The organism is Jeotgalicoccus huakuii, assembly GCF_036665975.1.
Lineage (GTDB): Bacteria > Bacillota > Bacilli > Staphylococcales > Salinicoccaceae > Jeotgalicoccus > Jeotgalicoccus marinus.
This window is the reverse complement of record NZ_JAVIYN010000001.1, coordinates 85,354-108,944: the sequence shown is the minus strand read 5'-3', so window position 1 is coordinate 108,944 and position 23,591 is coordinate 85,354. Positions and strand designations below refer to the sequence as shown.

Sequence of the window (23,591 nt, the reverse complement as noted above, 5' to 3'; positions counted from 1 at the left end):
TTTAAAAAATGTTAAGGTTTTTATATTGAGGGGGAATTATATGTCACAAGGAGAACGTGAGTTACAAGAAAAATTTGGTACAAAACGACGTGCAACGGCTTTTTATGATAATCAAATGATTGATTATATTAATGAGCAGATGAAGGATTTTATAAATAAACAGCAATTTATGTTTGTCTCTACAAGTGATAGACATGGAAATTGTGATTCAACTTTTAGATCAGGACAAAAAGGTTTTGTCTATGTGATTGATGATTATAGATTGATGTATCCGGAATATAGAGGCAATGGTGTCATGGCATCCTTAGGTAATATCAGTGAAAACCCGCATATCGGCTTGTTGTTAATAGACTTTTTAGAAGACCAAGTGGGCTTACATATAAACGGCGGTGCAAAAATCGTTGAAAACAGTGAACTCGAATTTATTTTACAAGATAAAGATCTCGTCGGGCGTTTGGAAGACATGCATCAAGGTAAAGCTGAACGCTGGGTGGTCGTCACTGTAGATGAAGCATATATTCACTGTTCTAAGCATATTCCAGAGCTAAGAGAAGTGAGTCATGAAGAACAGACTCAGAAAAATAGTGGGAATTACTTTAAAGTGAAAAAGGAAAAGTAGAAGTAGACTAGCTTTAGTCTACTTCTACTTTTTTACTCATTAATACTATTTCTGCCTGTTTTTTCATATCTTCTACGTATGAAGTTCCAAGTCGTTCCTCAATAATTTCATAGGCTGCCTTTAGCCTAAATGGTCTGACTTCAGCATGATGTGCATCGCTTGACACGATATGAATGTCACCATTTTCTATCATGTCTAAAGCTATTTCTTGAAGTTCTTCCCCAAGGTCGCCACAGACTGATGCAGCTGTAACTTGTGCAATGGCTCCGTCACTGAGTAGTTTCTTTAAAATATGACGTTGTTCTACTAAAGGCTGACAACGTTCTGGATGGGCAATAATAGGTGTCAATTTCAGTTCTCTCAATTTTTCAAAGACCGCTTCAACATCTTCTTTTAACTCTGTAAAAGAAAATTCTACGAGTACATACTTTCCATTTGCAAGTGTAATTGCTTCTCCACTTTCTAATTCATCAATAATATCATCATTGATTCTAATTTCCTGACCAGGGTGTAAGGTGATATTGATGTTATTGTCATCTATAATATTTTTTACTTCTGATATTTTTTCATATACGACGGATGATGGTGTAATGTGTGCTGGACTGTGATGATGTGGCGTACAGATAATATCTGTAATGCCTTGTGCATGTGCTTGTAATAGTAAATCTAAAGTCTCATCTTCTAAACTTGGTCCGTCATCCACATTGATTAATAAGTGATTATGAATATCTATCATATAAACTCACTCCATCTCTATTATTTACACCTTAATTATAACTACAATAAGTAAGAGTTTGAAATGAATCCCCTTAAATTAACCAAATCCTTACATTAAAAAAAAGCTAGGTCAAAGACCTAGCGTTTATATTTCATATACTGTTTTACCATTTACAATCGTTCGATTCACCAGTGCATCAGATAACTGCGTCCTCTCATCATATGGGTTCTCTGTTAATACAACAAAATCTGCATATTTCCCTACTTTTATAGAGCCTTCTACATCATCAGTCTGATTTAGCCTAGCAGCATCTATTGTCATCTTTTTGTATGCTTCAACTCTCGTGAGCTTCTGTGTATTTCCTAGTGTGTCACCGCTTCTCGTTTTTCTTTCTACTGCAAACTTAATCGAATCTAGTGGAGAAATATCAGTCACTGGACAATCTGAGTGAATTGTAAAGATCATTCCCTCGTCTTCTGCCCAGCGAACGGGTTCTTGGTTAATTACTCTATCCGGACCTAGAAATTTACTTTTGTGCACATCACCAAAGTAATACAGGTGGTTGATGAAGAAGGAACCACCGATATTATTTTTTGTCATCATTTGTATGTCTTTTTTTGATGCGACCTGTAAGTGTTCTACACGATGCATTTGCTTAGTCTTTTTATGATCACTTGTATTGATGTAGGCTTTAATAACATCTTCTCCTGCCTTATCACCATTGGCGTGTGTAATAAGTGGATAGCCTAATTTTTGAAAGTGAATGAATAGTTTTTCTAACTCTTCTAGGGTAAATTTAGTATCTGCTGAAGGAGTACCATCATAATAAGGTTCTCTTAAGCTTGCAGTATGGAGTTGGATGCTGCCATCATTAAAGAATTTTGCACCAGCTAATGTTGAGAAACCGTTACTTAGTGACTCTAGTTTCTCCCGAATTGAATCAGCAGTTTCGTTTTTAAAAATTGGATTATTCAGTAATAGCTTATAATCAATGGCAAATCGAATTCTAAAATCTTGTTCTTCATTGTCTTCAAGATATTTTAAAGATGCTTTATAATCGTTTATACCATTTAATAGACTGACACACATCTCCGTCGCACTCGTAATGCCTTTACTTTGATAGTCATAGACCCCATCTTTAATATCCTCAGCCAAATCCCCTGCAGATATATCTGGTAAAACTGCCTTAACCTTATCAAGTGCAGGAAATTCAAATAATACACCGTTGATTTGACCATTTTCATCACGTTCAAATGATCCACCTTTAGGGTCTGGTGCATCTAAATCTAAATTCATTATTTCTAAGGCTTTTGTGTTTACTGTCCCCATATGTGCTGAACTATGTTGAATATAAATGGGTATATCTGTTGATACTTTGTCTAAATCAAAACGGTTTGGGTGACGTCCTTCTTGAAGTTCAAATTCATTATAGCCATACCCCCTCAACCATCCATCTCTTAAAATTTCATCTTTTTGTTCCTTAAATTTCTCAATAATCTCTTCAATACTTTTAGTATTTTCAGGTGAACAATTTAATTGTCTTCTAAAGTTTGAATACATCACCAAATGACTATGCGTATCTATAAAACCTGGTGAAAGAAATTGCCCTTGTAAATCTAAATCTGTATCTTCAATTACCAAGTCAGCTTGTTCATTTATGACATCTATTTTTCCGTTGTTAATCAGAATAGTTGCTAACTGTACTGATCCATCATCAACGTTTAGTACATTGGCATTAGTAATCTTTTTAATACTCATTTAGTTCTCCCCTATTTGTAATCTTCTAATTTATACTTGTATGCTGCTTTTGGAATCTCACTCTTGTCATGTTTGGTTAATAAACTCACTCCAACGACTATAATCAATGATAATGAATAACCGACTAGTGCCTGGTCAAAAGGTAGCCCTAGATATGGATAGATTATTACAATAATCAGTGATCCAACCATACTGATCAGTACACCTTTCTTAGTGACTCTAGACCAAAACATGATTGCTAGGAATGGGAATACCAACATGACACCATTTACCATGAGCGCCCAGCGATAGGCGTCATTAATGTTCGTAATAAAGAAAGCAACGACGAGGCCTAAGAGCGTCATAATCGCAACTGATATTCTGGATATCAGTAATAGTTTCTTGTTTGAAGCTTTAGGATTGATCAATACTTGGTATAAATCTCTTGTTAGGTTACTTGCACCTTGTAGATTAAATGAAGTTGCACCTGTCATTAAAGCTGCAAGCAGTGCCACAAAAACAATTGCTGCAATAGGTGTAGGTAACAATTCATTTGTTACATAAGAGAATACTAAATCTTGTTGCATATTTAAATCAACAAATTGTCTTGCAGATACACCAATTAAGAATGGTAAGAAAGATATGACCATAACAATGATGTGCCCAGTAACTCCTGCTTTTAAAGCTGTCTCTTCATCTTTAGCCGCAAATATTCTTTGCCAAGTTGACTGCCATACTAAATAGAATGGACCAACTGAAAGTGCATATAATAATGTATCTGTTACACCATCTGCACTGATTGGACTAAGAAATTCCCAAGATGTATTTGCAAAGAGTTCACTAAAGCCACCGACGTGCATAACAACTGTAATGGCTAATACAATTAAACCAATTAATATTAATATCGACTGCATCGCGTCTGTAATAATCGTTGCAGGTAAGCCTCCTAAAATTGAAAATATTAAAATAAGAATAGTACCCACAATAAGTCCAGTTGATTGATCCCAGCCTAAAGTGATGTTAAATACTGTTGACATACCAATGAGTTGTAAACCTAGTGTTGGAACTGAATAGATAATTGCAGATAAAATCGATGGAATGATTCCAGCTCGACCACCAAATCTTGCAGTAAATAAATCAGCTAATGTAAAAAGTTTTTGCCTTCTTAATGGTTTTGCGAAGAATATGACTAAAATCAAACTAAATATGTAGGCAACCATAGCAAATTTAACGTAACCAGATAAGCCGACTGTAAAGCCTAATCCTACCCAACCAATGAATACAGCTGCACCAGCGTTTGTACTGATAATCGTTCCTGTAATTTTCCAAAATCCTGTTGACCAAGAGGATATCATGTAATCCTCATATGTTTTAATCTTGTAGAAATAATAGCAGGCAATACCAAACATTGCCCCAAAGTATAATATAAATAGCGTAATGTACCAGTACATTATTTCCCCCATGTTTTAAAGATGATTACTATTATAGCCTAGTTTTAAATATAATGAAAATTCAGTATTATAAATAAAATAAAAAGACCACCCTAAGGTGGCCATTTGTCTTATACTAACTGATCTAAATAAACGTTGTCATAAAATGATAATGTAAACATTGCATAGAATGACACAAGTGGTGTTTGTACTTTTTGTTTCTTCCATGTGTTTTCGAATGCATTGTCAATCATGTAGTTCAATACTGTATTATAATATGTTTCATCATAAATCTTATTTAAGATGTGTGTATTTGAATTAAATAATTCTGTAATAACTGCTTGAACTGTTTCAGTTATATCTCCTGCATTCTTTTCAATGCTCTGTAAGAATGGTTCAATACTCTTGTTAAATGAAATAATTGCATCTCTTGTGTCTTTATTCACTTTCTCTAACTCATCTGGAAGTATGAGTGGGTAGAAGTCGATATCTGAGTTTTCTAAAGTGAACTTCGCAACTGTTTCAGCTTCTGAAGGATACTGTGGTGTATTGTCATTCACATATATGCCGTGTGTACTTTGCATTAAGGATAACTTTAATAAATCCATTTTAATGAATGAACGTATAATTTCTACGACTGATAGATGGTTGAATCCTTCTTCTTTAAAGAATTCTTGAACATACTCGAAGTGTTTTGTTTCTTTAGCGACCATTTCTGGTAAGCGTGTTGCTCTGTATTTGAATGATCTAAAATCTTCTAGTTGCTTTAAATATTCTTTGGTTTCTTTATAGCTCTTCATATAATCCCCTATTCTAATATTTCTTATTAGTCTAGTTTAACATATCAGCTACTATTTTTACTGGTAGGTTAACCGGGATTTTGTTCTGTATTTACTCTTACTATATAATAATTTATCTTTTGTAAAGAACTTGTAGTTTCTCATAAGGTATAAGCCTAATTTCACGACTTCAGAAGTATATTCTATAAATGTCGTATCATGATGTACACCTACAAATTTAAATTTGTCGTTATATTTGAATCTATCTTTAAAAATCATTTTTGTTCTGAATATGTGATACTGACTTGTTACTACAATAACATGACCATAATTTAATCTTTTTAAGATTTCTTCTATTTCAATCGCATTATTGTAGGTTGTTGTTGAGTAGTATTCGGTTAAAATATGTCTTTCATCAATGAAATCATAGCTTGAATTTAATAAATCAATCTGACCTCTAAGCTCGTTTTGGTCATTAAATGAAGTAATCAGAATGTGTGCGTCTCCGCTGTCAAAACGTTGGTATAAATCTGCGACTGTTTTGAATCTACGGTAATCACCGTCAAGGTATACAATTAATGTTTTGTTTTCAAAAGACATATTTACACCCTTTCTTCATTCTTATAATAAGCTTAACAAGGGCATATTTAGATTGAATTTAAAGGAAGTTAAGAACATGTAAAAACCTCCAAATTGATAATTTGGAGGTATAGAGAAATGATACTGACTTCTTTTGATTTTATTTGTCATTATCTGTTCGTCCAAAGTCACTGCGTTCGTCTTTTTGTTGTTTCTTCAACTCTTCTTCAGGATAATTTTCTTCTGGCATTTCTTCAATATCATTTTTCTTAGAATTATCTTGTTGTTTTGAGGTTTGATTTCCATCGATAAACTCTCCGCAGTTAGGACAAACTTGTATACCATTAGATACTTCTTGATTACAGTTTGGGCATTTTTTCATAATATTCACCTTCCTTTTTATGAAAGTTCATATTAACTTATACCCACGTATATTCACTGTTAGACATGAATTGGTTTTCTTATAGAAAATTAATAAGTCCCTTGAATTCAAGAGACTTAAAATTATTTAGCCTCGGTTAGGCTAATAGTATCTTCATTGTATTGATTAAAACTTATTACAATAATATCTGCTTCTTCAATAGTGTCTAAAGTCATTGGAGGGTCGTCACTATACTGAATCGTTTCAATAAATTCATCACCATTGTAGTAAGACACATAGCTAGATCGATTGATTTCGTATTCATTCGATGGATCATAGTCGATTGGTTCCGAAGACCTCATTTCTTCATCTTTCACTACTTTTCCATCATAACTAACCCAGCTACCTTCAGTAACCGACCCAGTGTCAATTAAGTTGCCATTCGAATTAGAGCAGGCAGAGAGAATTGTTAATAAACATAACAAAGTAAGTAATGGTATTTTCTTATTCATAAAATGTCTCCTACGGTTAGTGATTTTATTAATAGCTAGTTTGTTATTTATAATGACCTATAACATCTTCTAAATTTTCAAATGAGTTAGCTATAAAATAATTTAGTGCTGGCCAATTTTCTTTAACAATAGATTTAAATATAAATGCTTCTTTTCTCAACTCAGAGTTTATAGACATTATCTGGTCAATTATATATCTATTATTGATGAAGTTATATATATCCACAGTAAAGTCAGTTTCTTGAGTCAAACTACTATGCCAATTGCCCATTCTAAACTCCCAGTATAATAAAGAAGTTATTTTATGCCCTTCAATTATTTCATCAGTAAGATTTCTATTTTTATACTTTAAAAATAATTCCATAAGTACTTCTTTATTTGATTTAATTTCTTTCGGTGCCCAAACGCTAATATGTTCTAGTACTGTCTCATTATCCATGGCTTTAGAAAATATTAGTTTACCTAGCTCAAATAATGTTGATTTTAGATGTATAGAGTTAGGTTCAATCTCATTGTTAATTATATAACTTAATGTATAGGAATGATGAGAACTAACATGTTCATTTAGTTCGTTAAGGTAAGTACTAGAAGGACTGTAATCTTCAAAATAAAAATATTTATGTTTAAATCTAAAATTATAAACTAAATTATCTACTATAAATTTATCTAAATAATAGATTCGTTTATATGGATTTAGCAAATTATAACTTTCATCCTTATTAAATCGATACATGTATGTGAATGTCTCAATTTTATCTATAATTGGTTTTACAAGTGAGAGACTCACTTTTGAATCTAATCCGCCAGTTAACGAAAGATAAATTTTTTCATAATTATTATCTAGCCAGTTAATTTGTGTATTAAGATACTTTTTTATATTTAATAAAACTTCATTTCCTTCTCTTTCAACAAATTGATCTCTTGGATATATTCTATTAAATTTGAATTTACTAAAGGAGAAATATAAATTTGGGTTAAAACTATATACCTCTTTAGTATTAGTATAATCAAGAAAATTTTTCATTTCATAATTATAGTTTTCTAAACTAATTTCATATTCTTGTTTCAATATTTCCCTAACTATCACTTCATGAGAACTAAATATATAATTTTGATAATAATAAATAGGTAACATTGAAGTAGCATCAGTAAAAATTTTTGTGTCTTTATCGTCAGAAATGATCAATATAAATCTACCATTCATATAATCCAATTGCTCAATAAATAAATTAATGTCTTGATTGTAGTACTCGATTAAACTAATCAGAATTTCTCTAGCTAATTTATTTCCGTTTCTAATATCAACTAAATAACCAAGTAATACTATTTTCACACTACTTTTTTGCTCAATTATAATTTTATTTTCATTATTAAAATAGAGATAAGTTTTTCCTAAATTTATTTTATTGTCAAAAAAACTATTATTTCTCAACTCTTTACTAGTAACAACAAATGGATTATACAGATATTTCTTGTTCATTTATTAATTAACACTCCATTCTTACTACATGAGAATATTCGTTAATCTAATTAAATGTAACAAAATTTCAAATAGTTATTTTATAATAAAGTATCAGCTAAAATAGCATTTATTAAATTAATTGTTCTATTTTTTGGTAATGGATTATGTCCAAGTTTCTGGTTACTATATATCAAGTATTGAATATTACTAGTGTCTATACCTGCTTCCGAAAGACTCTTAGTAAAAGGAAGATACTGATCTTTAAAGTCACCCTCCGACAATCTATTTAAAATATACAATGTTCTAGGCAGATAATTCTCATTAATTATCACATATGGAACTGATATTCTATCTTTAAAATTATCTAGAAATTCATCTTTTGAGTATTCTTTAAAAAAATTATTTCTAATAAAATTTAGTGGCTTACCTTCTGCATAGTTATTAGGTATCATTTGTGGATTATTTACAACTGCTGTAGAACCCTTATGCTTAATAGCTAACATCATTGACATCATTCCGCCGGCAGAGGATCCATAGTAATAAGTGTCTTCATTCTGAATTCCTAAACATTCTAAGATTTTTTCTACAATTATTCCTATTTCTTTTAAATAATGTACTTCCTTTCTACCAATACCCCAACCGATCATTAATCTACTATCATGAATAGTTCTATCATCCAGAAAAATAGTATTCGAGTTTATTTCCTCTGCCCAGGTAGATCTCATAAAAATTGGTAGTTCACTTTTTTTTCTATCAGCTGCACCATTTGAAAAAACGACTGCTTGTTTTGAGTTTACTTTTAAATTTACTTTAAAATAGTAATCAATATTATCTTTTATAATACACAATTCTGTCATTTGATGATTTGTTATGAACTCTCTAGATAAATCAGAATAATCTATGTTCTCCAAGCTATATTCTCCTATCAGATTTCTATAATTTTATATAATTTTTGTATATGGGCTAGTGCACAATACTCTTTCGTTGACATTTTGTCTACCTTTGATTTCTTCTACTTTTCTAATTTGCAATTTTGACGCTCTTTCCCAAGATCTAGCTTGACAATTTCTATCCGCGAGTACTTTTACAATAATTTTATCCCCACGATGTAGATTATTAATATAAATTGAATTTGGAGCAGACCATTTTGACAAATCTTCATAAAGCAAAAGTTGATTATTTACGTGAATTTCGTATTTTAGATATCCATTTGCAGCATAAGATTTATATCTACTCCATAATTCTATTAATAACATACCTTCAACTAAATTAAATTCTAGTTCTATTAACGCTTCTGATCCAGATAATAAATCACGCTCTGGTATATATAGATAATTATTAAGAGATTCTAACCTTCTTGAATAGTTTTTCATATGATTTCTAACAATAAAGTTATCAAATATACTCTTATTTTGTCTTATTTTACTTTGTTCATATAGATTTTCTACTTGGTTTACACCTATAAAATTCAATATAGGAACAGTATTATTCATCATCTCTTTAAATAGATAATCCTGTTTTCTTTGATTTAAACTAAAGGACAATGAAATTTCAATGATTGTACGTAAATTAAATGGAACCAATGTATCAAAAAATATGTCATTACTATTTAATACTTCTGAATGCCATCTCCCCAAAGTAAGTTCCCAATAAAATAAATCTAATACATGATAACCATATAAATCTTCATCATAGTTAATATTTTTTATATTTTCAACTTCATAAGCCTCTAATTCCTTTTTTAATAGATCAAGGTTATTTCCTCTTAATCTATGATGTATAGTATCTAAAACTTCTTTGTAGTTATTATTTCTACGTTCTGTGATATTATGTGCTCGTGCAATTTCTAACAAATTTGCCCTAATATGAATAGTATCTTTTTTAGTAAATGATTTTAAATATTGTTTTAAAAGATCACTCTTTTGTTCAATGTGTTCAAGAGTGCTATTTTTTTTAATGTATCTATCATATTCATTATTTAAAAGTGAAGCATCGTAATGAATAAATTTATGATTAATTTCTGTAATTTCTAATAATTTTTCTACAATCTGTCTATCTAAATTTAATATTGAACTTGATCGGTCATCAATATCAAAACTATCTTTAATAGGGGAATAAGTAAAAAACTCTATTTTTTCCTTTGAATCATAAGACATTGCAAGTGAAACTCTACTATCATTACCGCCGCTTAATGACTGTACAGCATTATAATTTTTGGAATAATATTTAACTTGTTTTTTCCATAAAAATATAATCTTACTTATTTTTTCATCATCTGACATTTTACTATATTTATTAAAATCTCTCGGAAAAAACCTTTGTAATTTTTTTTTTGTAAAGTCTAATTTAAAATTAGGAAGCATACTTTTAATGTTTTCGAACTGGGTTGTTGTAAAATATTTGTCTAGACCTTTAATTTTTGACGTTAATGTGTGTAGTTCACATTCATAATTATCTTCAATTAAATATAAATGTGACGATAATACATTCTCATTTAACATATAATACACACTTCTTGCACCAACCGCATCTTGAAATACATCAAAAACTGCGGGACCAATAATCATAATTACATATCTTCCAGCAAGAAAATCTGTTGAACTTAAAAATACTTCATAATTAGTTAAATACTCATCTAATAGTTTAGATAATAGTTCTTCACCATCAATTGTTGTTTCAAAGTCTGTATACACAATATGACCATGTATAATTATTTCGAAATTTTCTTTCTTAAAGATTTTCACTGGTGATATATTATCATGGTAATAGTAATATTCACTTATTTTAATTTGTTTGTAGTATTTAGGTACATTTCGAATAACTCTGTCTGTTAAAATAAAACCTAATGGATATAATTTTGGTTTTTTAATCATATACATAACCAACCTCACAATTATTAAAAATGTAAAGCGAATGTATCTTTATTCAACTCAGGAATTCTTTGATATCTTCATCGATAAAATCCTCATAATCATGATATAAAGAGACAATTTTTTTAAGAAACGAAAGTGATTTTTCTTTATCATAATCATCTACTTGTAAAAATTTGGTGAAATACCATTTTTTAAAATAAAAATTGAATTTAATCTTCATATAATGATCAATTAAATCTTCTTTAACTAAAAATTTAATACGTTCTTGTTCTACTTTATAGAATTTCTCAAAAAATCGATGAGTAACGGTATTAGTTACAGAGCCTTCTACATATGCATAATAGGAATGAATCATATGGTCAACGACTTTAACGTTTTCACAATTTAAAATTAATTCTTGAAAGTAGAGGGTATCCTGACCTGCTGCACCTTCCACCATAATAATGTCATTATTAATAATAATATTTTTCTTGACGATTAATCCCTGTATACTTTGTACAGTTAAATTAGTTTTAATTAAGGTTTCTTTTGTATCTTCAATTATGTCAGACTTTATTGCATTTTGTACTTTGGTAGAATACTTGATCGCGTTTCTCTTATTATTATCTTCCCTTACTATGTTGCCGACAACCATATCTAGTGACTCATCATTTAGCATTTCAGTAAGCAGAGTTGAATGTCCATCGTCTATAGTTTCATTATCGGGGTCTAGATAAGTAATTAGATTTGTAGACGCAAGATACACACCTTCATTTCTAGGTCTGGAAGCACTCCCTGATCCATTCTCGTATCTTTTAAAAACTATACCATCGTTGGAAGATATTATGTCATCGATAATTCTTAATGTTTCAAAATCTGTACTACCATCGTCAATGAATATTATTTCCATTTCATTAAAGCGAGATAAAGATTTCAATGATCTAAAACATTTATATTTAAGATATTTACCATTGTTATGTATTGGTACAATAACACTAACTTTTTCATCTAAGTTAGGTACTGCAATATCTCTGTTTGCATGTTTAATAACAAACTTTTCATTACAAACTTTATTTGTGAGAATCGAAGAATCTTTGAATGCAACATTTTTTTCCCCTAGAAATATAATTGGGAATGCTAGAGTTTGCTCAAGATCATATTTGAAATCATTTAAATGAGTCTTGGCATTACTTGTTTTATCTCTAAATATAAACAAGTTACCCTCAAAGTTTTTCAAAGAATTATCTAAAAATAAAGGTTCAATCAATTTCATATCAAAAATATTATTATAGATTCTTTCAATCAAATTAATTGATGTAAATTTGTATAATACTGTATTTCTATTTTCATTCATAATATCAAACGCATCAGATTTACTTAATGGCATTACGATATCTAAATGGCTTGAAAGATTTAAAATTACTGATGGAATCATATTATTTAGTTTGAAATTATAATTTGTAAATAACACTTTTGAATTTGCTGCATAATACATTGCTTTGTATATACTCTCATCACTATATGGAGTGTTGTTAAGTAATAAAACATAAGTATAACTATCAATATTTACTCCATCACTTTGATAACTAACTGTAATTTTTTCGTTGTCAATATTGGGCATATGGGAATCATCGGATAGTAAAATTGTTACATTTTTAAAATTAGGGACGATATCAAAAAGTGAATTAATCGTTTGTGTATAAAAATTATCTACTTTTTGAAAAGCTGTTAAATCAACTAAAATATTATCTGTAATCTCATTAGAATAATGATGAAAATCTTTTAAAAGAAAAAAATCTTCAACTATATGAAATTCGATTTCCCCTATATTATTTTTTAGGTAAGTGTAATCTTTATTTCTCAAATAAACAGGAACATCATTAGAATCTATTATTTCCTTAAATAACATAAACCAAGTGTTGTTTGTGACAATATGTACGATGGGTATATTTAAAGAATTTGCTTTCTCTACCATTTCTTTATATCTATCTATAAACTTTTTCAATTCAAATTCTTCAATGTCAGTTGCAAATGGTTCAGATAAAATGACTAAATTTGATTCTTCAATTTCTTCGCATACTAACTTTTTATCTAATACCGAAATTTCTTCTGAAAAGTTAGTACCTTTCAAAGTGAATATTTTTGTATCTTTTAATTTAAGACCAAAGTTTAAAATACTTTTGTTGTTAGGTATTAGATTATAATTATTTTCTAGTGTAACTACATCATTCAGTATCATTTTGATCACCTAAGTATCTTGTTAAATATAATTGTTGTAAGTCATTAGTTATGGCGACATTCTCTTTGATTTTCTGAATTCTTTTCTCTTGAGAATCTAATTTCATTTTTTGTATATAAGAATTAGTCTTCAGATACATAATTTGATCGATCAACTCTAAACTAGTTATTGCAAAACTGTCATTATAATGTAAAAAATTGACATCTTTTTTTATCCAAAAAGATTTACTATTATATTTAATTTTTACTTCTTCCAGTTTCTCATAGTACCCTACCACTTCTACTTTATTATCAGATTCTATTTCCCCGATAACTTCTTTGTTTGTGCTTGATTTATATAGTTTTTCACCTTTTCCTATATCAATATACGTTTCAATTTTAGGTACAATGTACTTATAAAAGTCACGGGATAATACTGGGATATTTAAGTCACGGTGGCCCACTCGATTTATAAGAAAATATTTTTTATTTTCCTCTTCAAAATAATATCTCGCTTCTAGTAATTTATTTATAAATTCTCTGATTCTATAGCCAAAATTATTATAAGTCTCTATATTTCCCTCGATAACTTTACCAGTAATCTTAGGTATTCTATAAATTCTAGGTGAATTAGTAAGTGCTATCCACCCAATTACGTCATCCCCTATTTTAATTTTAAAGTAATCTTTCTTTTCTTTAATTCGTCTAGAAATTACCTCAATAATTTTACCGTTAATGGAACTCGCTATTCCCGTAACTTTCAAAGTATGCATACTTTCATAAATTAACTTAGTATTTAATTCGTTACAAAAATATAATTTTGTTTGATTAATTTTAAAATCTTCTTCATAAACAGTATTTATTGAAATATCCATAGTCAGTTCACATCTCTTCTTTTTATACTTCTTATAATAAAATTCCCATGTCCTTTAATTTTGAATACTAATCTCAGTTTTATAACATCATCATCAGCTTCAAAGTATTCCATTGGCCGTGTTATTCTTTTCATGTTTTTTTTCCCAAACGTATCATATTGTATTATAAACGGTATAACTTCTACACTTGAATTTGCAGTTACGTCAATATTAATATAAAATTTTCGACTGTTTTCTAAATCTACAAAGGTTTCCTGCGGAACATTTTTAAATTTAGTATCTAAGGTAAGATAAGTTAAATATAGTGTTTTAATAGTATGTTTTTTAACAGTTACATTCAGCTGATTATTTACTTTTTCATATGAAATTGGTGGCTGTATTCCATAGAAATACTCACTTTTTATTTCATATTCAATATCACCTTTAGCTCTTTTTAACATTAAATAATAATTTTTAGGTGGTTTTATATCATTTATAAATTCTTTTTCAAACATACTTTTATATTTTGATAATCTCAATTATTTCACCCACTATTTTTGGACTGTTTATTTAGAATCTTTTGGTAGTATTTATGATAATTTTCAACTTTTAAAGCGTATTGATGTATTATAGAGTCTAATATTAACTCATTTAAATTATCATATTTCTCTTGATCAATTTCTATGCTTAAATCTGTATCTTCGAGGTTTAGCCAATATATTTTCCCATTATCCTTAAACCTTAACTTTTTTTCTTCAATAATCACGTATTGGCTTGTATGAGATTTTTCACCTTTTAAAAATGTAGTAACAGGTTTTTTCATTGTACTATCTCTGTAAATCGTTGTATCTGTTGTTACTTTAAATGGCTGTTCATATCTGTGCATTACATTTACTTCACTTGGTTTTACAAATGCGATAATTTCATCTACATACGTAAGACATTCGTAAACCTCTTCTTTAAAAATTGCATATTGGCTTGAAAATACAACTCTATGCATATTATTCACAAAGTGTGTCTCATCTATACCCAAGTATTTATTTATTGAATTACTAAAGTTTGCATCTCTTGAAATTCGTACTTGTTTTGTTTTCTTAGGTAGTACTACAACACTATCTATAGGTGTGAAATATCCCTTTTTACCATTTGGGAGCTTTACTCTAAAAACATTATTAGATACCAATTCAATTAGTTCTAGCAATTGAAATTGGATATTATTAGTTTGCTCAATAATTAGTTCATTTTCTAATGAACTATAAATGTTAATGTTCTGTTTTTCCAATATCAAAATATTTACAAGAGGCTTATATTCATTAAATCTCTTACGGACAAATTCATTAATTATCAATGGTATCACCTATTATTCTTGTCATTTATATAAAATCTTATAATTTATTTTATCAAAGTTGTCACTTTAAGTCTTGGATTGATTAATTTTATAGTAGAATTAAGAAAGAATTTATTTATGGAGGCTTTATATGTGGCACTTAAAATCTTTTGATCAACTTTCTACAAGAGAATTAGAACAAATTTTTAGACTCAGAGAATCTATCTTTATAGTCGAACAAGAATCCTATTTTAATGATATTGATGGCAAGGACTACGATGCTTTACACCTTTTCAATGAGGATGAAAATGATGAAATTTGGTCATATAGCAGAATTCTAGATTATACCGACTATGTTTCGTTCGGAAGAATAACTGTAGCCAAACATAAACGCGGTAATGGTAGTGGCCGAAAATTAATCAATAAGGTTTTTGAGGTATTAAATGAAAGGTATCCTACTAAAGATATACACATTCTTGCTATGAGCTATTTACAAAACTTTTATGAGTCGTATGGATTTAAACCCGTTTCAGAGGAATATGTAGTTGATCAACATCCTCATATAGATATGGTATTTTATCGATAAATATTAATTAATTAGAAAAACATAAGAAAAATCGAGGTATAAAACGATGGATGAATTATTATTAAAACAAACGATGGAAAAGTTGAATATTAAAGAAAGATATGAAAATGAATATTCTCCTGAAGACACCACTGACTTATTAATTCAAAGTCAACATGCTTTAAAAAATGCGTCTATAGATTTCAAAAAAATACCTAAAAAATCAGTGTATAAAAAAAGTTACTTTCTACGACTTTTTAACGATAATCAAAAACCATTCTTAGATTTTAGCAAAGGATTTTATCCCAATAACACTGGTATAGGAAAAATCATTTCAAATGACAAATTACTCACTGAGCAATTCTTATCTTATGCAGGTGTAAAAACCCCTATTACAAAATTTTTTAAACCAAGTGAATATGCTAAAGCCGTTAAATATGTGAGTTCTCAAGAAGTAAAATGTGTATTAAAACCTAAAGATTTGAGACAATCTCTAGGCGCTTTCAGAGATGTTGATGTCACTAATTTAGAGTCAACTTGGAAAAAGAATCTTAAGATTCAAAAACAATACAATGTTAAAAAGCCATTAATCATTATACAAAATCAAGTTGAAGGGCTTGAACTTAGAGTAACTGTTATTGAAGGTAAGGCTGATACAGCTACCTTGCGTGCACCTGGATATATCGTTGGGGATGGCAATTCAACGATTGAATACTTAATCAATGAAAAAAATGAAAAGAGAAAGAAGAATAATTTCCATTATAAAAATCCTTACAAATTTAATGAAGCATTAGAAATTGGTTTGAAAAGTAGAAATTTAACTTTAGATTCAATACTAGCAGATGATGAATACTTGATTTTATATCCTAAAGTTGGTATTGCAACGGGACGAGATAATATAGAAATTAGTGAGTTCATTAATCCAAATATATTTAAACAAGCCGAAGATGCTGTTACTGCAATACCAAATGTTCATACTGCTGGAGTCGATGTCATGATTAGTAATCTAGACGCGACTGAGGGTACTGTTCTAGAAGTTAATCAGAATCCAGCTTTTCAAGTGAATTATTTTAATATGTATGGTAGTAAACAGGACCCTCTAGCAACTCTGTTTTCTAATTTGAAATTAGAGGACAAAATTTTAAATGAAGAAGTTGCCCTAGATGATTTTAGCAAAGATGAGCTAAATGCAATTATTGAAAGATATAAATTCCTATATAGAAAGCAAAGTGTCTTGTCAGATAGTATCAAACAGATGATTTCCCAAAAAGGTACCAGTTTGTAATTTAATATTTTGAAGTTGATAAAAGAGGTTTAGGCAAATTTAAATTACCTAAACCTCTTTTAAGTTGTGTACACTTTTACACATTCAAAATTTAGTATCTCTTATATAAGCTGAAATTAATCCTAAATTTTGTTTAATCTTTAGCTACGAATAGTATGATATATTGAGTATATGAATAATCTAGGAGGGTTAAACAACAAATGTTAAGTTCAAATTTTAATTACCCATATGGCTTTGTATTTGCAGATAAAGAATACGATAATATACCATCTTATTATTCAAAAAAAATAATATTTAATAAGTATGTTTATAGTTACGATGACAGAGAAACACCTCAAATATTAATCAAAGAGTCTAATTTTATAATCTTGCATGGCAATTTTGTTCATGTCGGTAAAGATAAAAATTTAACTAATATTGAGTTATCAGATTTCCTTTTAGAATCTTATGTATCAAATAAAGAAACATTCCTAGACACTCTATATTTCATAGGTGGAAGATATGTTGTTATAATAGGAACTGATAATAATGCTGAGATCTATACAGATGCAACTGCTATGCGAAGTGTATATTACGCAAATGATTACAATTTAGTAGCTTCGCATTTTAATTTACTTAAAGATTTAATACCCACAAACCCATTAGATTTAGGTATGAAATATGCAACTGTTAGTTTTACTTATGATAAGTCGCCAGCTGAAAATATTAAAAGTTTAATGCCAAATTTTAAATTAAATTTTAATGATAAGAATATTTCACGTTTTTTCCCTAGACAAAATAACAAATATAAAGAAATGCCGATTGATGATAAATATTTATTATTTGAAAAACTTTGGAAGGATCAGATTAATTATTGTATAAATACTTATGATGATATTGCCTTTTCTCTAACTGGTGGTAATGATAGTAGAATCTCGTTAGCGATGTTAAAAGATCATAAAGATAAAATAAGAATGTTCACCTATGCAGCAGTCGATAAATCTGAAGAAGTGCAAAATCGGACACAGGCCTCATATGATATTGATAGAGTGATTTTAGAAAAAATGAAAGCAAACTTAGATTTGAATCATGAGTTTTACTTTTTTAAGAATAATAAATATCATTTATCTGATAATGCATCTAAAGCTGTTTCAAAGAATGTTTTCAGATCTCATGGTAAATTTTTAGTACCTTATTATATGCAATCTTTTCCAAAAGAGAAATCATTACACATTAGAGCAAATTTACTTGAAATCGGTCGATCATACCTAATCTCTCCAACTACTGAAAATTCAATTCAAAGCATAAATGATTCCTACGTTTTATACGTATTAGGGAAATACAAAGGTAATACCGAAGATATAGATGATTTAAAAGAGTATGCTAATGACATGAATGAACAATACTATTCTTTTGAACCATTCGATTATCAACTATTAGACTTGGCTTTTTGGGAAAGTAGAATGGGTAGATGGCATGCAGAAATAGTTAATGAGACTGATATAGCATTTCAATCATATATTCCATATAACATGAGAGCACTTATTGATATTTCTTTATCTTTTCCATATGAAACCAGAAAATCAATCAAGTTTTTCAGAGATTTAATTAATAGAAACTATCCTGTTCTTAACTTTTTTGGTTATAACCGCTTTGACAATTTATATGAACAGATGCAAAGTGACGGAAATACTATGAGAAACCCATATACAAGATTTAAAGATAATATTTTCAACAGATATAACTTATATGATAGTGATAATAATATTATTAAAGAAATTATAAATTACAATAATACAATATATATTGATCGACATTCATTGAGAAAAGGAAACTACTCTCAACTAGACTTAGGTTTTAATAAAGTTCAAGGTCATGTGCATCTAGCGTTGAATAATTCATACAGCTCTAAGAACAGAGGTGCGCTTTCTTATTCTATATATGTAAATGACACTTTATACTTAGAAGAAGACATGAGTGTTTGGAGACACAATAACGATATTACAATTTTCAATTTGAAATCTGGAGATAAAATATCTATCATAGTAAGTATTTCCAAAAACCTCAAAGGAGTATCTTGGGAATCTGCTTCAAAACTTATACTAAAATCATATGAAGAATATCAATCTAAACAGAAAATATCTAAAAAGATTGCAGTTACTAGCCCTGCTAGTAAAATACATGTTTAAAAGTATTGAACTGAAACCAATCAATTAGACAGTTAGTGAAATAGCCCCTCAGACTTCACTTTTATAGTGACTTTTTAGGGGCTTTTTCGAATGATTACCTTAACGTGTTATTAATTTGTAGTATATATATTGAATCAAATTCCACTAAAAATTTCATCAAATATTTTTAACGTTTTAACTTTTACTTGAGGACTATGTCCCCTAGCCGCATCACTATACAATCGATAACTTACTTTTCCGTCATCAAAGCCATTCTCCTCAAATTGCTTTTTAAATGGTCCATAATGGTACTTCATATCAAAACTGCATTTATTGTTTTGATAATAATAAATTCTAGGGACATTGTCATATTTTAGCATTGCATCAATCATTGATACTCTTTCAGGAAAATCTCTATTAATCTCTTCTACTGTCATTCCATCTAAAGCTTTTTCACGTAAGCTATCAACGTATGATTGATAATAATTAAATATGTTTGTTTGTGGGTTATCAATAACTGCAAAAGAATCCTTATGCATTGTTGCCATAATTACAGACATTAAGCCACCCATTGAAGATCCATAGTACATGGTATTATTAGCTTTGATTCCTAATATATCAGCAATCTTTTTTATTATTACAACATAATCTTTTAAAAAATGTCGGTCTCTATTACCAACACCCCAACCTATTTTAAGATTGTTACCGTGTATAGTTCTATCATCTATGTATATAGAATTATATTTTATTTCATCTTTCCATTTTGATCGCATATATACAGGTGGACTTTTCTTTTTTTGATCTAATGCCCCTCCTGACAACGCTATCAGTTTGTCACTTCCTTCAACTATATTCACTAGAAAAAAGAAAGATTCTTCATTGTGTACTATTTCCATTCCCTGTCCGTTATTTTCTACTAATAACTCTTTACTTAACTCTTCATATTTAATCAAAAAATCACTCTCCTATGAATAATATAATTATTTATTCAATGATTTGTACATTTAAATATACCATATAATTATTATCAATATTCATAAGAAAAATTTCGATTAGACACTTTACTTAGTAGATATCTTCAACAGTTCATCCAATATGTCAAAGAAATAGCAGAAAAATAGGTAATCATAACTATAACTTCAGTCATGAATACCTATATACTAGAATTATTGATTTACGTATATTTCAGATAATTCAACATAGAATTTTTCATATAAAGCAGTCCTTCTTCTATCGAATTTAAAATAGGTTTTTAAGTATGTATCACTGTTTTCTATTTCATACGAATTTGATGTGTCATTCATAAATTGATCTCTTGCAACAACTGCCCTAAAATAATCTTTAGAAGGCGTTGTTGTAGGTCCATAAGTTGGAAATACTGCAATTCCTAACATAGGATATGAGTTTATCTCAATTACTTTCGGTGATACATCTTCAAATGATGACAACATAAGGTCCACACCCGCTGTATAAAAACCTGGTATGCTTGCCACTGCATTCAATGCCGTTTCTTTATTTCATCTCCAACAAGATCAGTACCGTTTATTAATTCCCCACCATAACTGAAATTCGACACAGAATTTAAAAGTATATACTCGTCTTTTTTGGGAACGTAATCTAATGATAACTGTTGTGATCTTAAAAATTCAATTATTACAGATGTAGTTTTAATTTTAGCTAGTGATAGAACTTTACAAATATTTCTTTCTTCATTTTTTATATCGATAAGATTTTCTATGCTATGTTTACCATCACCTTTGACAAAAGGTGGAACCCTAACGGTTACTGAATTTAAATGCCCCTCTATTACTGTTGCTCTGGCTTCAAATCCTTCTAAATAATCCTGAACAATTACTTTATTTAAATTTTTTTGAGTATTCACTAGTTCTTTCCAATTAAATTCAAAACGATCTCTGGAATATTGACTATTACACCCTTACCTAGACTACCAGAATAAGGTTTAATCACAGCTTTTGAATTTATATTATTACTAAAAAATACTTCTTTAGCCTGTAGCATTTCATCTATACTATAAACTTTTGATCTGGGTGTAGGTATATCAAACTTATTTAGTAGTTGTTCGGTTGATAATTTATTAACTAGTATTCTATTTCCTAATCTACCGTTTGAAAGGTATCTAGGAGGTTGTACTCTCGTTATACTAGTACCATTTTTTCTCAATATATCAATAGTCTTTTGATAATTATATTTTGCAGAATTTAATTTATAATTAAATTTAATACTTTTAAGTGCTTCTATATGCATCGCAGGTAGATTATAGTTCACTTTGTTTTTATAAATATTTTTTCATAAGGAATATTATTATAAATGTATTCCAAATCATTATTATTCAATTCTTTGCCTCCAAAAAAGCACCATAACTAAGAAAGTTATGGTACAAATATTTCAATAAATTCTATTGCTCTGTCAGACTTATGTTTTCTTCGAATGAATTATGATAGCTCACTCTAATAGAATCTGCACCTTCAACTTGATTGATTGGGCCACTAGAAGTTTGTACTGTTTCTAAGAACTCTCCATTACTAAAGTATGACACGTATGCTCCAATGTTTAACTCATAATGGGAAGATGAATCATATGGTAATTCAGGAGTGACTTTATAATCTGGACTACCTTTTAATTCTCCAGCGAAATTAACCCATCCCGCTTCAGAATTTTCTATATCTAGAAGATTATCTCCGGATTCTGAAATTGACTCAGTTCCTTCTTCTGAAGTTTCTGTCTCATCTGTTGATTCAGTAGTATCTGCAGATGTTTCTTCTGTTGTAGTATCTTCAGATGTTGTTTCTTCAGAACTCTCATTTTCATCACTACACGCTGCTAAAAACAATAGGGTTGAACTAAGTAATAAAAAAGTTTTAAATTTCATAGAACTTCATCTCCTAGTAAGAAAATTTAAATACAATTTAATATTATCAAACAATACAAGCAAAATGTTACTAATTTTTAATATTTCCGATAATCGTTGATAGTGTCTTTTGCTTTCTGAATAAATATTTATACCTATTTATCAAAATATTAAATTCAAATTCGTTTAAGTTGTTTATATCCAACTGATTATTAATAATTTTTTGCTCTAAAACAAGTGAAGAAAATATATATTTAAGTGGTGACTGTGGTTCTCCTATATAGGGATAGTAATTCAGCTGTAAAGCTGGCGCCTTATTGACTTCAAGTATCGTGGGAGTTTCAGTTTCTAAACTATCAATCAATACATCCACACCAGCAGTATGAATCCCAGGGATTGCGATTACTGCATCTTGGGCTGTTTTAAGAATTTTGTCATTCAATAAATGTGTGACTACTATATTTTCTCCACCATTCACAAGATTCGAGATTGGGTATGTAATGCACAATTCATTTTCCTTTAAGACCGTATCTAAATTTTGTTGCTTTGAAGACAAGTAATCTATAACCTTCTCATCTTGCTTTAAATCCTTATTTCTAAAATATTCATTCGATGATCTAATTTTATTCTTTTCATTTATCAAATCAGCAATTGTATTGTTTCCATCACCAATAACATAAGGCGGTGTCCTTAAAGTTGCAGATAACACCTTGCCTTCAACTACGATTACCCTCACTTCAAATCCAGTAACCATGTCTTGTATAAGAACTTTTGGATACTTAACTTTGCGTTGCTTCTGTATTGAGACACATTGTTCCCAAACTTCCCTGAAATTATCTGTAGTTACATCTACAAACACACCTCTGCCATTAGCCAAGTTTATCGGTTTAACAACTTTAGGACTAGGATTATCAACCAAGTATTCCATTCCTTTTTCAAACTGATTAGCTGATAATTTAATTGAATTTGTAGTCGGTACATTAGCAAGCTTTAAGAATTTTTCCGTTAACATTTTGTCATTTGAAATTTTAAAACCAAACATACTATTGTTGTTATAAAAATTTTTACTGTACTTAAAGTAATCATCTTTTGTATAGAAAATTTTCAAACGTTCTTTTTGCTTATAAATATATGGTTCAAACTTTATTTCTAATTCATTCAATTCATTTTTAGTAACTTCAAACAAATCTTGAGTAATATCCGTCCCATAATCATTTTTTGGTAAAGTACTAACTTTTGACAATATTTCGCTTAGTATCTTCTCATTCATATCATTAC

24 protein-coding genes are annotated in these 23,591 nt (G+C 29.3%); 4 read left to right on the top strand and 20 right to left on the bottom strand.

Features of this window, described 5'->3' with window-relative positions; translation table 11 throughout:
• Positions 1–40: 40 nt before the first annotated feature.
• Positions 41–619, top strand: coding sequence for a pyridoxamine 5'-phosphate oxidase family protein (locus tag V6E76_RS00465; RefSeq protein WP_198687754.1), 579 nt, complete (start codon positions 41–43; stop codon positions 617–619).
• 13 nt (positions 620–632) lie between these two features.
• Here the strand turns inward: V6E76_RS00465 and V6E76_RS00460 are convergent, their stop codons facing one another.
• The 14 genes from V6E76_RS00460 to V6E76_RS00395 all read right to left on the bottom strand — a co-directional run bounded on the left by V6E76_RS00460 (position 633) and on the right by V6E76_RS00395 (position 15,468).
• Complete coding sequence (locus V6E76_RS00460) at positions 633–1,355, bottom strand: CpsB/CapC family capsule biosynthesis tyrosine phosphatase (RefSeq protein WP_247348006.1); 723 nt, start codon at positions 1,353–1,355, stop codon at positions 633–635.
• A 126-nt stretch (positions 1,356–1,481) separates the two neighbouring features.
• Entirely contained in the window at positions 1,482–3,095 is a 1,614-nt protein-coding gene (locus V6E76_RS00455) for an amidohydrolase (protein ID WP_247348004.1), read from the bottom strand.
• An 11-nt stretch (positions 3,096–3,106) separates the two neighbouring features.
• Entirely contained in the window at positions 3,107–4,525 is a 1,419-nt protein-coding gene (locus V6E76_RS00450) for a sodium:solute symporter family protein (RefSeq protein WP_247348002.1), read from the bottom strand.
• Positions 4,526–4,635: 110 nt separating this feature from the next.
• The gene (locus V6E76_RS00445) at positions 4,636–5,304 is read right to left on the bottom strand and encodes a hypothetical protein (RefSeq protein WP_247348000.1); all 669 of its coding nucleotides are present in this window, start codon (positions 5,302–5,304) and stop codon (positions 4,636–4,638) included.
• Positions 5,305–5,361: 57 nt separating this feature from the next.
• A complete protein-coding gene (locus V6E76_RS00440; RefSeq protein ID WP_247347998.1) occupies positions 5,362–5,883 on the bottom strand; it encodes a YdcF family protein in 522 nt (173 codons plus the stop codon).
• A gap of 139 nt (positions 5,884–6,022) precedes the next feature.
• Positions 6,023–6,244 carry a zinc ribbon domain-containing protein gene (locus tag V6E76_RS00435; protein WP_247347996.1) on the bottom strand — a complete coding sequence of 74 codons (222 nt, stop codon included), beginning with the start codon at positions 6,242–6,244 and terminating at the stop codon, positions 6,023–6,025.
• A 122-nt stretch (positions 6,245–6,366) separates the two neighbouring features.
• Entirely contained in the window at positions 6,367–6,735 is a 369-nt protein-coding gene (locus V6E76_RS00430; protein ID WP_247347994.1) for a hypothetical protein, read from the bottom strand.
• 43 nt (positions 6,736–6,778) lie between these two features.
• Positions 6,779–8,215: a hypothetical protein gene (locus V6E76_RS00425; RefSeq protein WP_247347992.1), complete on the bottom strand. Its 1,437-nt coding sequence runs from the start codon at positions 8,213–8,215 to the stop codon at positions 6,779–6,781.
• A gap of 80 nt (positions 8,216–8,295) precedes the next feature.
• Positions 8,296–9,108 carry a glycosyl transferase gene (locus V6E76_RS00420; RefSeq protein ID WP_247347990.1) on the bottom strand — a complete coding sequence of 271 codons (813 nt, stop codon included), beginning with the start codon at positions 9,106–9,108 and terminating at the stop codon, positions 8,296–8,298.
• A 30-nt stretch (positions 9,109–9,138) separates the two neighbouring features.
• Positions 9,139–11,070, bottom strand: a complete 1,932-nt coding sequence (locus V6E76_RS00415; protein WP_499797677.1) for a hypothetical protein — start codon at positions 11,068–11,070, stop codon at positions 9,139–9,141.
• Positions 11,071–11,122: 52 nt separating this feature from the next.
• Positions 11,123–13,288 carry a glycosyltransferase family 2 protein gene (locus V6E76_RS00410; protein ID WP_247347986.1) on the bottom strand — a complete coding sequence of 722 codons (2,166 nt, stop codon included), beginning with the start codon at positions 13,286–13,288 and terminating at the stop codon, positions 11,123–11,125.
• The gene (locus V6E76_RS00405; protein ID WP_247347984.1) at positions 13,275–14,141 is read right to left on the bottom strand and encodes a GW dipeptide domain-containing protein; all 867 of its coding nucleotides are present in this window, start codon (positions 14,139–14,141) and stop codon (positions 13,275–13,277) included. The genes V6E76_RS00410 and V6E76_RS00405 overlap by 14 nt, the downstream gene beginning before the upstream one ends.
• 2 nt (positions 14,142–14,143) lie before the next feature.
• The gene (locus tag V6E76_RS00400; RefSeq protein ID WP_247347982.1) at positions 14,144–14,635 is read right to left on the bottom strand and encodes a hypothetical protein; all 492 of its coding nucleotides are present in this window, start codon (positions 14,633–14,635) and stop codon (positions 14,144–14,146) included.
• A gap of 29 nt (positions 14,636–14,664) precedes the next feature.
• A complete protein-coding gene (locus tag V6E76_RS00395) occupies positions 14,665–15,468 on the bottom strand; it encodes a hypothetical protein (protein ID WP_499797676.1) in 804 nt (267 codons plus the stop codon).
• A 130-nt stretch (positions 15,469–15,598) separates the two neighbouring features.
• Here V6E76_RS00395 and V6E76_RS00390 point away from each other — a divergent pair, with 130 nt between their 5' ends.
• The 3 genes from V6E76_RS00390 to V6E76_RS00380 all read left to right on the top strand — a co-directional run bounded on the left by V6E76_RS00390 (position 15,599) and on the right by V6E76_RS00380 (position 19,465).
• On the top strand, positions 15,599–16,033 hold the full coding sequence (locus tag V6E76_RS00390) for a GNAT family N-acetyltransferase (protein ID WP_247347978.1): 435 nt from the start codon (positions 15,599–15,601) through the stop codon (positions 16,031–16,033).
• A gap of 46 nt (positions 16,034–16,079) precedes the next feature.
• The gene (locus V6E76_RS00385) at positions 16,080–17,297 is read left to right on the top strand and encodes an ATP-grasp domain-containing protein (RefSeq protein ID WP_247347977.1); all 1,218 of its coding nucleotides are present in this window, start codon (positions 16,080–16,082) and stop codon (positions 17,295–17,297) included.
• A 200-nt stretch (positions 17,298–17,497) separates the two neighbouring features.
• Positions 17,498–19,465 carry a hypothetical protein gene (locus tag V6E76_RS00380; RefSeq protein WP_247347967.1) on the top strand — a complete coding sequence of 656 codons (1,968 nt, stop codon included), beginning with the start codon at positions 17,498–17,500 and terminating at the stop codon, positions 19,463–19,465.
• 134 nt (positions 19,466–19,599) lie between these two features.
• On the opposite strand, the gene V6E76_RS00375 is transcribed toward V6E76_RS00380, so the two are convergent.
• The 6 genes from V6E76_RS00375 to V6E76_RS00350 all read right to left on the bottom strand — a co-directional run bounded on the left by V6E76_RS00375 (position 19,600) and on the right by V6E76_RS00350 (position 23,583).
• A complete protein-coding gene (locus V6E76_RS00375) occupies positions 19,600–20,397 on the bottom strand; it encodes a hypothetical protein (protein WP_166626549.1) in 798 nt (265 codons plus the stop codon).
• Between the two features lie 213 nt (positions 20,398–20,610).
• On the bottom strand, positions 20,611–20,937 hold the full coding sequence (locus V6E76_RS00370) for a hypothetical protein (protein ID WP_166626548.1): 327 nt from the start codon (positions 20,935–20,937) through the stop codon (positions 20,611–20,613).
• A gap of 5 nt (positions 20,938–20,942) precedes the next feature.
• A complete protein-coding gene (locus V6E76_RS00365) occupies positions 20,943–21,326 on the bottom strand; it encodes a hypothetical protein (protein ID WP_247347964.1) in 384 nt (127 codons plus the stop codon).
• Positions 21,326–21,730 (bottom strand): hypothetical protein, encoded by a 405-nt coding sequence (locus V6E76_RS00360; protein ID WP_499797675.1) that lies wholly within the window; start codon positions 21,728–21,730, stop codon positions 21,326–21,328. Before V6E76_RS00360 ends, V6E76_RS00365 begins: the two co-directional genes overlap by 1 nt.
• A gap of 130 nt (positions 21,731–21,860) precedes the next feature.
• Complete coding sequence (locus tag V6E76_RS00355) at positions 21,861–22,334, bottom strand: hypothetical protein (RefSeq protein WP_247347960.1); 474 nt, start codon at positions 22,332–22,334, stop codon at positions 21,861–21,863.
• 70 nt (positions 22,335–22,404) lie between these two features.
• Positions 22,405–23,583, bottom strand: coding sequence for an ATP-grasp domain-containing protein (locus V6E76_RS00350; RefSeq protein WP_166626545.1), 1,179 nt, complete (start codon positions 23,581–23,583; stop codon positions 22,405–22,407).
• Between the last annotated feature and the right edge of the window lie 8 nt (positions 23,584–23,591).